This is a genomic window from Rubrivirga aquatilis (genome assembly GCF_046845665.1).
GTDB lineage: Bacteria > Bacteroidota > Rhodothermia > Rhodothermales > Rubricoccaceae > Rubrivirga.
Genome location: NZ_CP177355.1, coordinates 1,780,066 through 1,795,175, shown reverse-complemented (window position 1 = coordinate 1,795,175; position 15,110 = coordinate 1,780,066). Strand labels below are relative to the sequence as shown.

12 protein-coding genes are annotated in these 15,110 nt (G+C 70.6%); all 12 read right to left on the bottom strand.

Annotated elements, in window-relative coordinates; all coding sequences use genetic code 11:
• Window positions 1–23: 23 nt before the first annotated feature.
• Window positions 24–719 carry a hypothetical protein gene (locus ACLII4_RS07735; protein WP_412070326.1) on the bottom strand — a complete coding sequence of 232 codons (696 nt, stop codon included), beginning with the start codon at window positions 717–719 and terminating at the stop codon, window positions 24–26.
• 7 nt (window positions 720–726) lie between these two features.
• Entirely contained in the window at window positions 727–1,869 is a 1,143-nt protein-coding gene (locus tag ACLII4_RS07730; RefSeq protein WP_412070325.1) for a glycosyltransferase family 4 protein, read from the bottom strand.
• Complete coding sequence (locus ACLII4_RS07725) at window positions 1,862–3,076, bottom strand: glycosyltransferase family 4 protein (protein WP_412070324.1); 1,215 nt, start codon at window positions 3,074–3,076, stop codon at window positions 1,862–1,864. Before ACLII4_RS07725 ends, ACLII4_RS07730 begins: the two co-directional genes overlap by 8 nt.
• Window positions 3,073–3,963: a class I SAM-dependent DNA methyltransferase gene (locus ACLII4_RS07720; protein ID WP_412070323.1), complete on the bottom strand. Its 891-nt coding sequence runs from the start codon at window positions 3,961–3,963 to the stop codon at window positions 3,073–3,075. The genes ACLII4_RS07725 and ACLII4_RS07720 overlap by 4 nt, the downstream gene beginning before the upstream one ends.
• Entirely contained in the window at window positions 3,960–4,985 is a 1,026-nt protein-coding gene (locus ACLII4_RS07715) for a Stealth CR1 domain-containing protein (RefSeq protein ID WP_412070322.1), read from the bottom strand. The genes ACLII4_RS07720 and ACLII4_RS07715 overlap by 4 nt, the downstream gene beginning before the upstream one ends.
• A 345-nt stretch (window positions 4,986–5,330) precedes the next feature.
• Complete coding sequence (locus ACLII4_RS07710; protein WP_412070321.1) at window positions 5,331–5,849, bottom strand: DUF6174 domain-containing protein; 519 nt, start codon at window positions 5,847–5,849, stop codon at window positions 5,331–5,333.
• Between the two features lie 94 nt (window positions 5,850–5,943).
• Window positions 5,944–6,699, bottom strand: a complete 756-nt coding sequence (gene ubiG / locus ACLII4_RS07705; RefSeq protein ID WP_412070320.1) for a bifunctional 2-polyprenyl-6-hydroxyphenol methylase/3-demethylubiquinol 3-O-methyltransferase UbiG — start codon at window positions 6,697–6,699, stop codon at window positions 5,944–5,946.
• Window positions 6,700–6,774: 75 nt separating this feature from the next.
• A complete protein-coding gene (locus ACLII4_RS07700) occupies window positions 6,775–7,923 on the bottom strand; it encodes a 3-oxoacyl-[acyl-carrier-protein] synthase III C-terminal domain-containing protein (protein ID WP_412070319.1) in 1,149 nt (382 codons plus the stop codon).
• A gap of 229 nt (window positions 7,924–8,152) precedes the next feature.
• The gene (locus tag ACLII4_RS07695; RefSeq protein ID WP_412070318.1) at window positions 8,153–8,476 is read right to left on the bottom strand and encodes an FxLYD domain-containing protein; all 324 of its coding nucleotides are present in this window, start codon (window positions 8,474–8,476) and stop codon (window positions 8,153–8,155) included.
• Between the two features lie 86 nt (window positions 8,477–8,562).
• Window positions 8,563–9,048, bottom strand: a complete 486-nt coding sequence (locus ACLII4_RS07690) for a DUF6174 domain-containing protein (protein ID WP_412070317.1) — start codon at window positions 9,046–9,048, stop codon at window positions 8,563–8,565.
• Between the two features lie 80 nt (window positions 9,049–9,128).
• Window positions 9,129–11,864 carry a valine--tRNA ligase gene (locus ACLII4_RS07685; RefSeq protein WP_412070316.1) on the bottom strand — a complete coding sequence of 912 codons (2,736 nt, stop codon included), beginning with the start codon at window positions 11,862–11,864 and terminating at the stop codon, window positions 9,129–9,131.
• 246 nt (window positions 11,865–12,110) lie between these two features.
• Window positions 12,111–14,972, bottom strand: a complete 2,862-nt coding sequence (locus ACLII4_RS07680) for a GEVED domain-containing protein (RefSeq protein ID WP_412070315.1) — start codon at window positions 14,970–14,972, stop codon at window positions 12,111–12,113.
• Between the last annotated feature and the right edge of the window lie 138 nt (window positions 14,973–15,110).

The following is a 15,110-nucleotide window of genomic DNA, read 5'->3' as shown; positions in this document are numbered from 1 at the left end:
ACGATCGGCGAGTTCTGCCTGCCCTAGCCACCCGCGTCCCTGTCGGGCGCGGCCCTGAGGGACTGCCACCACCTCCTCAAGCGGAAGCGGTTGACCCACTGCAGCCCGAGCGGGTGGCGAATGAACTCCGTCTGGTCCAGCAACCGCTGGTACGCCCACGCCCGACGACACCGGTAGTGGTAGAGGACGTCGTCGATGAACACCTCGGTCTGGAGCGCCCCGTCACGGCTGAGGCGGAGCGCCCAATCCGAGTCCTCCGACGTGCGGACCGGCTCGAACGGGTACTGCCGGGCGATGTCGGCTCGGATCGGGTTCAAGTGGTGGGGCGGGCGTTCGTACACCCCACCCCGCGTCCGGTACTCCCCGTAGCGAATGGAGTAGACGAACCGCCTGGACGTGTGCTCCCGGAACGTGACCCGGCCCTGGATGCCGACACAATCGACGTCCGGGGTGGCGCGGATGGCCTCCACGATGAGGGCAACGTAGTGGCCGTGGACGTCGTCGTCGTCGTCGACGGAGGCGACGAACCGGCCTCTCGCCTTCTCCATGAGCAGGTTGCGTTTGACGCCTGTAGGGAGTTCTCCCCCGTCCACTAGCGACAGGACCTCGACCTCGTCCTCCAACCCGCCCTCTCGGATCTGCCGGGTCAGCTTAGCGTGGATGAACGCGAAGGACTCGGCCCGTTCCTCCAGGGTGGGGATGAGGATGCTGAGGAGCATGGGGGTGCTACGCTGTGAGGAACGCCTCGACCTGGCCGCAGAGGTCGTCCATGAAGCGCTGCGCGGAGAAGAGGTCGGCCTGGCCCTGGAGGTGGTCCCGGAGGTCCCGTTGCTCGTCGGGCCGTTCGATCACCCGGAGCACCCGCCGCGCGGCGTCCGCGGCGTCGTCGTAGAGCAGCCGCTCGTCGCCCACGACCTCGACCTGCCCGCCGCTCCGGTGCGTGAACGTGATACAGCCAGCCTTGACCATCTCGGCCACGCCGATGCCGAAGTGCTCGTCCTGCTTGGCGTGGATGCCATAGCGGTGCCGCGAGAGGAGGTCGAGCATCGCCTCACGCGCGAGGCTCTCGTCTATCCGCAACCACCCCGCGTTCTCGGACACTCGCCGGCGGAGGCGGTCGTAGTACGCCGCCCCCCCGTGTTCCTCAGGCATGGGGGTGCCGACGAGGTGGAGGTGGACGTGCGGGTGGCGCTCCCGAACGGCCGCGACGGCGTCGATGATGAGGTCGTGGCGCTTGTCCCCGTTGAACCGCCCCACACAGACGAACCCGTCCTCACGCGCCTCCCACGGCACGTCGGGGAATACCCCGGGGACGGGCGGGTAGACGGTGTACGTGGGACCTCTGTAGTACGTGCGGTACACGTTGCCAGTCCAGTCGGAGTTGACGAGCGTCCGGTTCTCTGGCACGGAGTTGTGTCGGAAGCCCGCGATCGTCTCCCAGGGACGCCTCGCCCCCCAGCCCCGTCGCCGGGCCGCCTCGGCGATGTAGGGGTAGTGAACGTACTGGATCCCCGGGACGCCGAAGACGACCTCCCCGTTCGTCGTCAGGACCGCGTCGAAACGGGGCGCGAGGCGACGCGCGACGCGCATGAGCAGCGCCCAGCGCTGGATGCTCCAGGGGTCCACATCGAGGCGGGACGCGAGGTCCCCCCCCCATCGGACCAGGGCTGGGGGGGTGAGCAGCCGGAAGTCGTCGCGGTGGAGGGCTGTCCCGAACAGCCGGTTCCCCTCCTCGAAGTCGACGGCTCCCCACGCCAAGAGCGACACGTCGTAGGAGCGCTTGAGCCCCTCCAGCGCCCAAAACGCCACGGCCGCTCCCCCTCCCTTCGGATGGCGCAGGGGGTCGACGAGGAGGACCCGTTTACGCATCGGCTCCCCGTAGGACGAGTTCGGTGTAGAGCGCGTGCAAGCGGTCGGCCGACGCGCCCCAGTCGTACTGCTCTTCGACCCGCGCCCGCGCCCGCCTCGCAAGGCGCTGGCCCTCGAACGGGTCCTGGAGAAGCCGCACCACTTCACGAGCGAGCGCGACCGGATCGTCGGCGACGAGGAGGTGCTCGCCGTGGGAGACCGCAAGCCCCTCGCAACCCACGGTTGTGGACACGACGGGGCGCCCGAGCGCCATCGCTTCGAGGATCTTGAGCCGGGTCCCACTCCCCGCCCGCAGCGGAACCACGCACGCCGCCGACGCCCCGTAGTACGGCTCGACGTCGGGGACCAGGCCGGCGACGGTGACACCGGGCCGGTCGTCCAGCGCCTGAACCCTGGCCGGCGCGCCGGCCCCGACGATGGTGAACGTCGCGTCGGGGACGTGCATCTGGACGCTCGGCAGCACTTCGTCGCAGAAAAAGTGGACGGCCTCGGCGTTCGGACTATACGCGAGATTCCCCACGAAGAGGAGGCCGTGCCCAGTTGCGGGTGGAAGTGGCCTCCGCAACCCGGTATCGACGCCATTCGGGACGACGCAGAGATGGAGGGACGCGTCCCGAGCGAGGAGGTGGTCGCGGTCCGCCTCGGAAACGACGACCGTGCTGTCGTACCGTCGGGCTCTGTCGACCTCCCACCCCCGCATCGCCCGACTCTTCAGACCAGCCACCGCGCGCGCAACGATCCCGTCGGCGGACTCTCGGATGCGTTCGTACTGCACTTCTCCTACGTTGTGCATCGAGAGGACCGTGCGGCACGGATCGCCGGGCGGGACGGCGGCGAGGTAGGGGGCCAGGAAAGAGTGTTCCACTTGGAAGATGTCCGGCTTCCACTTGCTCATGATGGTCCGCAGGGCGGCCACCGCCGACGGTCGGACGAACGGGAGCGTCGCCGGGGGTCGGCCCGCCCAGAGATGGCTCGGCAGGCGCCGGAGGAGCCGGGCAGAGAGCGCCGTTGGGACGACGATGGCGTCGACCTGTTCGACCACTCGCGCCATCTCTTCCATGGCGCCCGCCTCCGGGGCCGATTCCGCCAGCGCGACAACGCGGACGGCGGCCCATTCCGAGATCCGCCGGACCAACTCGAAGTCTCGGATCTGCGCACCGACCACCGGGGGGTACGGGAGTCCGAGCGTGACGTACAGCACCTTCACGGCTCCTCCGGAGGGCCGCCTCCGGACCTGGCCTTCGCCTCGGCCCGGCCACCGGGTTGGGGGGGACGCCGGCACACGGCGAGTTCGGTGGTCGGCCCCTCGTGGAGGAGGTACGTGAGGGCCCGGTCGATGGGGTACAGAGCGGCCCCCGCCAGCCAGCCGGCCCGTTCTCCGCGCTGTGCGAACGCGGTCAGGAGGCGCCACCACCCGCGCAAGAGCGGGCTGGTCGAGTCGTCCGGCGCGTTCATGAGCACGAACATGGGGCGCCGGCTGTGCAGCTCCAGACCCGCCGCTTCCACGCGACGTTGGATCTCCGTGAGTGTCCGGCTGTAATGGTACGGACTCGACTTCGGTCGCTCGTGGTGGGCGAAGTTGTCCGAGAACAGAAGGGTGCCGCCCGGCCTGAGAAGGCGTGCAATGCCGTCCAAGGCCGCCTGGTACTTCGCGTCGTCGACGATGTGGAACAGGACGTCGAACGCGCTAACGATGTCGAACGGACCCTCCCCCCCGTCGCCCGCCCACTCCGAGATGTCAGCACGGTGGAACCGGAGGTCGGGGAACCGGGACCGGAGGTGCCCGACCGCCGCCTCGGTAAAGTCGAGCCCCTCGAGGTGCCTGGCCCCGAGGCGGCTCCACTGGTCGAGGTAGAACCCCGTCCCCGAGCCCACGTCGAGGACGCGGCAGCGGTCCACCTCCAACCCGAGCGCCTTCACGGTACGCCGGAAGACGTGGGCTCGGAGACGGTACAGCCAGCGGTTGTACTGACGTCCGAACCCCGCGCACCCGACGCTCGACTCGTCCACCGTCCCCTGCAGCCGTTCTTCCCAGAGCGCCCGCGACTCGCTCCCGTCGATGGCGGGCCCATCGGCGAGGGCGTCTGGGTTCACAGCAGGGCTGGGCTAGGGGGAGCGCGTTCGAACCCCGAGGCGGTCGGGAAGTAGAGCTTCAGGAAGCTTCTCATGAGCGCGACGAGCAGGCGGCCACGCCACCCGGTGGGGAGGTCGTCGTTGAGGCAGAGAAACTTGGGGCGGAGACGCCAGACGGCAGCGAGTTCTAGGAACCGACGGAACGCGCTCCCCCTCAATCGCAAGAATACATAGTCCTCGCTGCCCCAGTCCAGCAGCCGCGGCCTCTGGTGACGGCTCGTGAAGAGGGACGCGTATGCGATCCGGAGCACGAAGTCGTCGTCCGCACGAAAGCGGCTCCCCCGGGTCCGAGCGAATTCGTCGGCAAACGAGGTCTCTATCGCTTCGATCAACGTCCTGTCGTAGAGTTGGGGGACATGCGCGGGCATCCAGGTCAACCGTGGCCGCCCGAGACGTCCGGCGACCACGTCCGCCGTCCAGGCGCAGGCGCGGTCGGTGACGTGGTCTCGACTCAGGTCACGGTCCAGGCGGATCCGTTCGAAGTACGTGACGCCGTGACCGGCGTCGAGGTAGTCGTCGGCCACGCACTCCCTCCCGAAGAACACGTCGTCGTTGAGATAGAGAAACCGGTGGGACAGCCCCGGAATGCGGTGGACGTTCAGTTCGATGGCGTGGGAGTTGAACGTCGGGAGGACGTCGGGGTCAGGGAAGATTGACTCGTGGGAGACGACCTCGATCCGGGGCGCCTCGTCGCAGAGCCAGTGGGGGCGCTGCCCCGAGGTGACGACGAACACCTTCCGGACCCACGGCGCGAACCGCTCCAAGGAGCGGAGCGAGTAACGGAGTTCGTCGTGGTTGCGGTAGCGGTGTCGCCGGCTGTCGATCGCCAGGGGAGACCGCCGCTCTTTCCCCAGCGCGCCCTCCTTGCGGCGCTGCCATGTCGGGTCGTCGGCGTCCACCCAGGTATAGACCGCGTCTATGGCCTCCGGGGGGGCCTGGGAGCCCGAGAGCGCACGCCTGCGAAGGCCAATGGGGAGCGTCACACCGTCAGTGGGCATCGCGACCAAAGGTCCAACCTACGCGTTGTCGGACGGACCGGATCTCCGGCGCCCCACGCCTCTGGAACTCCGACACCGCCCATCCACCACGCCCTCACCGACCATTGGGGAAGCCGTGTCCAGGGACTCTTCAAGCGGCCTCAGAGCCAAGCCGACCGGTGGCCCGACCACCGCGAGAGGCTCGGCGCCACGCCAGAGCACCCGCTCAGCTGCGACGGAGTCGTCTCCAGGAAGCCGAGGTCGAGCGGCTTGTCGGCCACCCCGAGGCGCACCGGCGGATCGGGACGTGGCACGAGAAGTTGGCCGCGCCCTCAATCCGTCAGACAGAGCTTAGTACGCCCTCACCTCCAGCGGTGCGTAGGCCGTCACGCGGTAGGTCACCTCGTCGTCGGCGATCTCGAACGCGCCGTCGATCGACAGCGACACGAGCAGCGGCGGGGCGCCCGGCCGGACCCGGACCTCGGTGAACGCGGCCTCGTCGAGCGACGCGATGGCCTGGTCGTAGAGGTCCGTCACCCGCAGCGGCACGACGAGTGACCGCTCGGGCGGGGCCACCTCCCCGTTTAGCCGTGTCTCGAGGATCTGATCCCCAACCACGCGCACGTCGACGACGGTCGGCGCGCAAAAGCAGACCACCTCGTAGCGGAGCCAGTACCCGTCGGGCCGGTCGGCGACCCAGGCGGCGCGGAGGCCAGCCAGCGCCGCGGCGTCGGTCACCTCGACGCCCGCCTCGGCGTCGACCTCGGCGCCGGGAAACGGCCAGTCGTCGTCGGTGGAGTCGCAGGCGGCGAGGGACAGGGCGAGGGCGGCGAGGACGAGCGTGCGCCCCGCAAGCGGGATCCGAGACATGGCTATCGGCGATGGGACGGCGCGAACGTAGCGCACCACCGCCAGCGCTCGATCTTCCACCGGCGCGAGCGGTCGCTGGCGGTTTGCGAGCGGCCTAGGCGCCGCGCCTGACGGCCGTGCCCATGTAGCCGACTGCGAGTGTACCCGTCGTCGTGAACGCGAAGTCGGGGTCGAGCCGCCGCCGCAGGACGGACCGCAGGAACGGCCCGTCGAGGCGGGGCCGAACGCCCGTCAGGTGCGTCACGTCGAGCCCAGCCGTGTCGGCCATCGCTTCGAGGTCCGACGGCGGCAGGAACAGGCGCCAGACGTGGATGTGGTCCGGCGCCTCGCGGACGACGAACCGGAAGCCGTGAACGGCCACCAGCCACGCCAGAGGCGTCTGGTTGAACGTGTTGAACAGGACGAGCCCGCCCGGCCGCACCACGCGGCCCGCCTCCGCGATCACCGTCGCCGGGTCCTCGACGTGCTCCAGCATGTCGAACAGCAGCACCGCATCGTGGCTGGCGTCGGCCGCGTCGAGCGATGTCGCGTCGCCATGTCGGAACGTGGCGTGGGCGCCCTCCGGGACCCGCTTGCGGGCTTGCGCCAGCGAGCCCTCCGACAGATCCACGCCCTTGACGCGGTACCCCGCCTCCGCCAACGGCAGCGCGATCAGCCCACCCCCGCACGCCACGTCGAGCACGCGCGCGCCGGGCCCGATGTCGTGCTGCGCAAACACGTCGTGCGTGTACGCCAGCTTCAGCCGGCCCTCCGCGCGCAACAGCGCGATCGCGTGGTCGTCGCCCTCGAACCACGTGTCCCCGAGGTCGTCGTAGAAGCGGTTGTTGATCTCGGGCATCGGCGTCGGCATGGACGGGGGGGGTCTGCATGGCGGCGGCCGGAGCCGCCCCCCTCACCGGCGCTCCGTTCCCTGCCCCGTTTGCGATCAGAGCTTGCGCATCAGGTTGGCGACGACCGTCAGGCCCGGCCCGAAGGCGATCGAGCAGACAAGGGCGCCGGACGGCGCCTCGTCGTCCTGGGCGATCCGGTCCCAAATGTGGGGCAGCGTCGTCGATGACATGTTGCCGCGCTCGCGGAGCACGTCGTGGCTGTGGCGCGCGCGGACCTTGTCGTCCACGCCGAGCGCGGCCGACGTGCTCTCGATCACGCGCGGGCCGCCGGGGTGGATGGCCCACACGTCGACGTCCGCGACGCCGAGCCCATGCTTCTCCAAGAAGCCCTCGATGACGCCCGCGACGTTGCTCCGGATGTGGTTCGGGACCTCCCGGCTCAGCGTCATCCGGAAGCCGTCCGACGCCGGCCGCCACGTCATCTCACCGAGCGTGTCGGGGATGATGGCCTCGAGGTGGTCGAGCAGAGCGAACTCGGCGCCGTCGGGCGACGAGTCCACGTCGATGCGGATGGCGCCGTCGGCGAACAGGCACTGCTGGACGATCTGCTCGGGGTCCGTCGTCGCCGGGTAGTGGTGCAGCGTGCAGAACTCGACGTCGACGATGACGGCGTTCGCGTGGCCGTCGGGCTGGCGGGCGGCCTCCGCCGTCACCACATCCGCGGCCGTCGCGAGGGCCGGGAGCGCCGCGTAGCAGCCCATGTGGCCGACGGTCAGCACGCGGACGTGGTCGGACCACCCCCGGTCGGCAAGCGCGCGCTGGACGGCGCTGGGACTGTCGTACCCCGTGCACGAGACCTGGAAGGCGATGTCGGGCGGCGTCTCGTCGTCGGCGAAGGCGTCGCGCGCGACGGCCTCGGCGGTCTCGCAGTAGAGCTCCATGCGGCGGTCGAGGGGGGCCTGGTACCACGGCGCCGGGAGCCCGTCCTCGCCCGTCGCGGGGCGGTGGAGCTGCATGGCGTCCCAATCGCGGTGGAGGTAGTCGTCGATGGCGGACCGCCGCGACGTAATGCTCGAGCGCCGCGACACGATGTCGTAGTACCGCGAAGCGCGGTGGGCGTCGATCGTGTCGTCGGTCTCGGCCGCGCGTTCGAGCGCCGCCTTCATCCACTCCACCCCGCCCACTTGGTCGAGCTGGTGGCCGAAAGTGAGGGGCCGGCAGGAGAGGTAGGCGCGGGGCGTCATAGATCCGATGGGTTAGGCCTGCAAGATGCCACCGACCACCGGCCGGTGCCCGTGCTTCGCGCCCTATCCGCAGGGCCCCTAGGGGACTGGCAGGGTCCTAAGGGGGGGCTCGGATCAAGCGACGTGGGGCACGGGGCACGGGGTGCCCTTTGCCACAGTATCCAGGCCCATGCCACAGCGAGTCCAGGGCGCGCCGTATCGAGGCTACTGGGCCGCTCGGGCTGCTCCCTTAGTTCACCCCCACGTACTTGAGCTTGGCCGCGCCCGCCGCCAAGTCGAGCCGCTGCTCGAACCGCGCCGAGTCGCCGGCGGCCACGTTGCGGACCTGCACCAGCACGTCCTCCATCGGCCGGTTGTCGGCGTCGTAGAGCGTCACGAACACGTCCGCCGACGCGATCCGCGCGTCGCCGCTGTTGACGAGGACGCCCGTCAGCGTCGGGTACGCGGTCCCCTTTCGTTGCAGCCGGAGGTCGGTCACGTCCGCCTGCGGGGTGCCGGCCCCGCCACAGGCGGAGACGAGGAGGGCGAGGGCGACGAGGAGGAAGCGCTGCACGGGCGGGTTCGGGTAGGCGACCACCCAAACAACGGCGCGCGGCGTCCGCATTGCCTGACGGGCGCCTGAAGAATGGGCGAGGGCCGCTAGCGGCCGGCCGGCTTGAGGTCGGAGACGCCGTACGCGATCTCCTCGTCGGCCATCCTCGAGCTGTAGTCGATGTTGATGGCCGACGGGTAGCCGAGGTCGGGGTCGAAGGAGACCTCGACGACCTCGGCCTCTCGGGCGTAGGCGTCCTCCAACAGCTCGAACAAGTCCTCGACCGACATCCCACGCTCGGCCGGGACCGTCGCGCCGTCGAGGCGGACCGTGGCCACCTCGCCGTCGCGGACCGTCACGGAGAACGGTCCGGTGTAGTCGGGCGTGGGGCAGAAGCACATCCGCCGCAGCGTCATCGTGTACGCATCGAGCTCTGCGTCCGCCCACTTCGCCATGGCCGCGTCGAGGTCGGGCGAGCGGACGGCAGCAGGCCCACCGGGCAGCATCGGCGGCTCGATGGGGTCGATCTCGGCGGGCGCCGGGCAGCCCGCGAGCGGGATGAGGACGGCGGCGAACAGGGCGAGGCGAAGCATGGGCGTGGTGGGGGGACGGGAGAAGAACGGGTGGGACGAGCGGAATTGTCCGTGCGCAGGGGTCGCGCGGCGGGCGGCGGTCACCCCAGCTCGGCCAGGCTGGCCTCCAGCGCCCCGATTTCGGCGAGCGCGTCGGCCGCCTTCTGGCGCTCCTTCGCCACGACGGCCTCGGGCGCGCGGCTCGTGAACGCCTCGTTGCGCAGCTTGCGCTCCACGCTGCCCAGGAAGCTGCGCTTGCCCTCGATCTCCTTGCGGAGCCGTGTGCGTTCGACCTCCAAGTCGATCATGCCTTCGAGCGGCATGTAGATCGTGTGCGCGCCCACGACGACCGCCGCGCTCGCGGCCGGCGCCTCAAGGTCGGCCCCGATGACGAGGCCCGAGAGCCCCGCCAGCCGCTCGACGTACTCGCGCGCCCCGTCGAGCGCCTGGGCCGTCGCCGCGTCCCCGATCCGGCACACGGCGCGGACGGCCTGCGACGGCGGCACGTTGTACTGGGCGCGGACCTGGCGGATGGCGGTCACCACGTCCTGCACGGTCGCGAACGTCGCGGCCGCTTGGGCATCCGTCTCGTCGGCCGACGGCGCGGGCCAGTCGGCGGCGATGAGGGCGTCGCCGGCCGGGCGCGGGCGCAGCGTCCACCACAGCTCCTCGGTGACGAACGGCATGAAGGGGTGGAGCAACTGGAGGATCTGCTCGAACACCTCGACCGACAGCGCCAGCGTCTCTCGGTCGGGCGTCTCGCCGTGCGGCGCCTTCGACACCTCGAGGTACCAGTCGCAGAAATCGCGCCAGACGAAGTCGTACGCGAGCTGCGCGGCCTCCGAGATGCGGTACTTGTCGAGCGCCTCGGTGACCGCACCGACGGTCTCGTGGAGGCGCGTCAGCAGCCAGCGCTCCGAGAGGTCGAGGTCGGCAAAGGCCCGCTCGCGGCGCAGGTCCTCGGTCGGCCGGCCGGCGGCGTCGCGCTCCACAAACCGGCCGAAGACGCGGCTCGCGTTCCAGAGCTTGTTCGCGAAGTTGCGCCCGCCCTCGAAGGCCGCCGGGTCCAGCTTGATGTCCTGGCCCTGCGCGCACAGCTTCGCGAGCGTGTAGCGGACGGCGTCGGCGCCGTACGTCTCGATCATGTCGAGCGGGTCGATGCCATTGCCCAGCGACTTCGACATCCAGCGCCCCTGCTTGTCCTTGATCATCCCCGTGATGAACACGTCCGTAAAGGGCGCCTGGCCGGTAAAGTGCGTCCCGGCCATGATCATCCGGGCGATCCAGAAGAACAGGATGTCGTAGCCCGAGACGAGCACCGACCCGGGGTAAAACGCCTTCAGCGCGTCCGTCTCCTCGGGCCAGCCGAGCGTGGCGTGGGGCCAGAGCCACGACGAAAACCACGTGTCGAGCACGTCCTCGTCCTGCTCGTAGCCCGGCCCGGGCGAGTCGACGGAGACGACGAACGCCTCTTCGTCGCGCACGCCGTCGGCGTCGACGGGGTACCACACGGGGATCCGGTGGCCCCACCAGAGCTGGCGCGAGATCGGCCAGTCGCGGATGTCGTCGAGCCAGCGGCGGTACTCATTCGCCCACCGGCTCGGGTGGAACGTGACGGTCCCGTCCTCGACGACCGCCAGCGCCTTGTCCGCCAGCGGCTGCATCGAGACGTACCACTGCGGCGACAGCAGCGGCTCGATGACGGCCTTGCTCCGCGACGAGATCGGCGTCGTGACGGTGTAGTCCTCCGTTTTGACGAGCTGCCCGGCCGCGTCGAGGTCGGCGACGATCTGCGTCTTGGCCTGCTTGCGATCCATCCCCGCGTACGGCCCGGCGAGCTCGTTGAGCGTGCCGTCGAGGTTCATGATGGACAGCGTCGGCAAGTCGTGGCGCTTGCCGATCTCCCAGTCGACCTCGGAGTGCCCGGGCGTCACCTTGAGCGCGCCCGCGCCGAAATCTTGCTTGATGCTGTCGTCGGCGATGATGGGCACGGTCCGGTCCGTCGTGGGAACGCGGACGCTCTTGCCGACCAAGTCCGTGAAGCGCGGGTCCTCGGGGTGGACGGCGACCGCCGTGTCGGCCGGGATCGTCTCGGGCCGCGTCGTCGCGATGTCGATGTGCTGGCCCGTCGGCGCGCCGGCCTCGTCGACGACCGGGTAGCGGACGGTCCACAGCGACCCCGGCCGCTCGACGTTGTCGACCTCCTCGTTCGAGATCACCGTCTGGTTGTCGGGGTCCCAGTTGACGAGGTACTCGCCGCGGTAGACGAGCCCTTGCTCGTGGAGCGTCACGAACACCTCTTGGACGGCGCGGCTCAGGCCGTCGTCCATCGTGAACCGCTGGTAGCGCCAGTCGCACGAGTCGCCGAGCCGGCGCTTCTGCTGCAGGATGATGCCGCCGTACTGCTCCTTCCAGGCCCAGACGTGCTCGAGGAAGGCCTCGCGGCCGATCTCCTTGCGGTCGACGCCGTCCTTTTTGAGCTGGCGCTCGACGACGTTCTGCGTCGCGATGCCCGCGTGGTCCATGCCGGGGATCCACAGCGCCTCGTAGCCCTGCATCCGCTTGTAACGGATGAGCAGGTCCTGCACGGTGTCCTGCAGGCCGTGGCCCATGTGGAGCCGCCCGGTCACGTTCGGGGGCGGCATGGGGATCACGAACGGCGTCTTGCCGCCCTCGGTGACCGCGTCCGGGTCGGCGTGGAAAAAGCCGCCGGTCTCCCAGTACTGGTACCACGCCTGCTCGACGGCCTCGGGCTCGTAGGGGCCGTCCTGCGGGGCCGGCGCGGGCGCGTCGGGGGTCGCGGGTGTGGCGTGGCGGTCGCGGGGGATCTCGGTCATCGGGCGCGGCCGGGGACGATCCCGGCGGGGAGAGTCGACGAAGCTAGCGAGGCGGGCGGGGAGGGCCGGTGAAGCCCAGGGCTCCGGACGCGCCCCGCCGGGCGACGAGCGGCGGCCTATCCTCTCCCCCGCCCTGCTGGCGGAGGGTCTCCATCCCCCCGCCTCACCACCGCAGGCAGCGTCCCTCGGCGGCGGTGACCGTGGCCCGCTAGCGCCCTCCCCCGGCCGGGAGGGCGCCCCCCGCCGCTAGCGGACGACCACGACGGACCGGGTGAACCGCGCCTCCCCTGCCCCGACGACGATCACGTAGACGCCGGCCGGGAGTCGGTCGAGCCCGAGCCGCAGGGTGTGGCGCCCCGCTGGCTGCGCGCCCGCCGGGACGTGGAGCACGCGCCGCCCGAGCGCGTCGTGCACCGCGACATCGACGTCGCACGGCGCCGCGAGCGCGAGCCGGACTGTCACGGCCGAGCGCGCCGGGTTCGGGCCGACGCCCTCGAGCGCCGTCTCGTCGGGCGCGGGCTCGTCGGCGACCGGATTGGCCGAGATCTCGACGGCGTAGTCCTCGACCTCGCCCTCGGTCACGAACGGCACGGCCGTCGCGTCGACCGGCCCGCCAGCCGTGAACGGGAACGGCACGCGGCTGACGCGGAACCGCGCCCACGTCGGGCCCGGCGTCGCCCCGAGCGGGACGGCGACGGTCACGTCGTGCGTGCCGGCCGCGAGCGCCGTCCCGTCGAGGACCTGCTCGCCGGCGTCGTCGAAGTCGCCGTCGGCGTTGAAGTCGACGAACCCGTAGAGCGCGCCCGGGGCGTCGCCCGAGACCACGACCGAGACGGTCGCGTCGCCGCCGCGGCCCAGGACGGCCGGGAGCGCCACGCCGTCGTCGTCGTCGGCCGCGAGCGCGTCGGGCTCGTCGGAGGCCGCCGTGCCGAGACGGACCGCCCCGACCGCGTGGCGCGGGCCGCCGTCGGCGGCGGCCGAGGGGTACGGCGCCGGGGCGTCGCCCCAGTCCATCGGCGCGAACGTGGCCATCAGGTAGTCCTCGACCTCGCCGTCGGGGGCCACGCCGACGGGCCGGAGCGCGCCGTTGCGGCTGAACCGGAACCGGGCGTGGTAGAAGCCGGGCGGGGCCGTCGCCGGGGCCGTCACGTCGAGCGTGGGCGGCGGGGTCGACGGGCCGATCCGCTCATTCGCGAAGACGTGCTCGCCGGGGTCGTCCCAGTCCCCGTCGCGGTTCCAGTCGAACCACCCATCGAGGCCGCCGTCGACGTTCGGGAAGATGGTCAACGTGCCCGTCGTCCCGGCGACGAGCCCGTAGCGCGTGAGCGGGTTCGGGGCCGACGGCTCGGCCGTGCCGACGGGGAGTTGGATCGTGAACGGGACGAACCCGTCGCCGAAGGCGATGCCGTCCTCGTCGTCGCGCGGGCCGTCGTTCTGGTTGTCGTCGGGGTCGTTGTCGTCGCCGGTCGCCGTGTTCGAGGCGAGCCCGACCTCGGCGCCGAGCGCCGCGTTGAGGTCGGTCTCGGCGTCGACCCGCTCGCCGATCCGGACCAGGTCGTTGGTCAGGTGGCGCGCCCCGTCGGCCGAGATCCGGACGGGGTAGCCGAACGGCATCCCGGGGATGATCTCGAGGGGGTCCTGGTTGGCGTCGCCGAGGTCGAGCCCGAGCGTGAGGTGGTCCTCGACCTCGCCGTCGGCGACGAGCCCGGCCGGGCCGACGCCGCCGGGCACGTCGTGGACGCGGAGCCGGAGCATCCCGCCGCGCGTGGCGCCGGTCGGGATCGTGAACGTGAACGTGGTCTGGCCGAACCCGAGCGCGCCCGCCGCGACGATCTGGTTGTCGGGCTGGTTGAACGTCCCGTCGTCGTCGTGGTCGAGCCACGCGTCGAGCGTCCCGCCAAAGGGCGCCTCGACGGTGAGCTCGCCCGCGTTGCCCGCCCCGAACGTGATGCCGACGAGCCCGTCCTCGTCGTCGACCTGGTCGGGCGGGATGAAGAGGTCGTCGCCCGACGCGTCGATCGTCGGGACGCCGTCGTCGTTGGGGTCGACCTGGACGCCCAGGATCGGCGGGAAGAAGCCCATCAGGAAGTGGGCTGGGCCGCCCACGGCCGCGGTCGTGAGGTAGGTGTCGGGCGCGTCGCCCCAGTCCGTATCCGGCGCGACGTCGGGGCGGTTGAAGAAGTCGAGGGCCCCGACGGGCTGGTCGGCCACCTGGATCTCGTGGACGCCGCCGGCCGGGACGGCCGTCCACCCCGACGGCAGGGCCTCGGCGACGGTGTACGCGCCGGGCGCGGGGAGCGGGAACGCGTAGACCCCCCGCTCGGCGAGGGGGTCGATGGCGCCGTCGAAGTCGAGGTCGAACGGGCCGGTGACCGTCGAGGCCGCGACCGAGCCGTCGGACGCGAGCAGGTCGACGGGCCACCCGTCGACGGGCCCCTCGCCGTCGTCGCGGGCGCCGTCGCCGTCGGGGTCGTACCACTTCTGGCCATAGACGATTTCCGGCGGGGTCACGGTCACGGTGCCCGACGCCGTGTTGTTGGTCGGGTCCGGGTCAAACTCGTTCTGCGTCATCGTGATCTCGAACGGCTGCTCACCTGGGCGAACCCCGGCGACCTCAACCTCGAAGTCGAAGACCTCATTGGGCTCCATGGGACCTGCCTCGAGCTCTAGATGGCAGACCTCACCCCCACCTGAAGCCTCGCATGACACCACGTCAGACTCAACGATAAACGATCCATCTTTACGTCTTATAATTCGAGCTCCTTTAATTTGAAAAAAGAAGTCGTTGTTTTCTATAATATCTGTAAATATTTGCAACCCCAAGGCTTGTATAGCAGTTGGGCCACCCCCGGCCCTGCTTTCATTCCGCAACTCCCCCTCGATGGTGGCGAGCGACGCCACAGCCAAAAACAATGCGGGGGTAAAGAGGTTGACCTCCGTGTCGCTGCGGTGGGTGTCAAACCGGACGCCGGTGATCTCGACCGCCAGGCCGCTGCCCACCGTAGGCCCGACGGTGGCATGCGTCGGCCCTAGGGGCGCGGGCGCGGCGACGGCGTCGAGTGCGGGGGCGGCGGCGAGCAGGACGGCGAGGAGCAGGGCGGCAGGCATCTCACAGAAGGCGTATGCCCTGTAAAGAAACAGGTTAGCACTCGACCCACTCATTGATCGGAGTGCCCTCTGCCCCAGCGCCCCCGTAGAAGCCACGCGCACGACTCCCTAACGCTTGTGCGAGGGTGCACCGCTCGC

Coding starts and splice junctions, on each gene's coding strand:
- ACLII4_RS07680 (WP_412070315.1), bottom strand. CDS start 14,972: ATGCCTGCCGCCCTGCTCCTCGCCGTCCTGCTCGCCGCCGCCCCCGCA.
- ACLII4_RS07690 (WP_412070317.1), bottom strand. CDS start 9,048: ATGCTTCGCCTCGCCCTGTTCGCCGCCGTCCTCATCCCGCTCGCGGGC.
- ACLII4_RS07730 (WP_412070325.1), bottom strand. CDS start 1,869: ATGCGTAAACGGGTCCTCCTCGTCGACCCCCTGCGCCATCCGAAGGGA.
- ACLII4_RS07735 (WP_412070326.1), bottom strand. CDS start 719: ATGCTCCTCAGCATCCTCATCCCCACCCTGGAGGAACGGGCCGAGTCC.
- ACLII4_RS07710 (WP_412070321.1), bottom strand. CDS start 5,849: ATGTCTCGGATCCCGCTTGCGGGGCGCACGCTCGTCCTCGCCGCCCTC.
- ubiG (WP_412070320.1), bottom strand. CDS start 6,699: ATGCCGACGCCGATGCCCGAGATCAACAACCGCTTCTACGACGACCTC.
- ACLII4_RS07685 (WP_412070316.1), bottom strand. CDS start 11,864: ATGACCGAGATCCCCCGCGACCGCCACGCCACACCCGCGACCCCCGAC.
- ACLII4_RS07700 (WP_412070319.1), bottom strand. CDS start 7,923: ATGACGCCCCGCGCCTACCTCTCCTGCCGGCCCCTCACTTTCGGCCAC.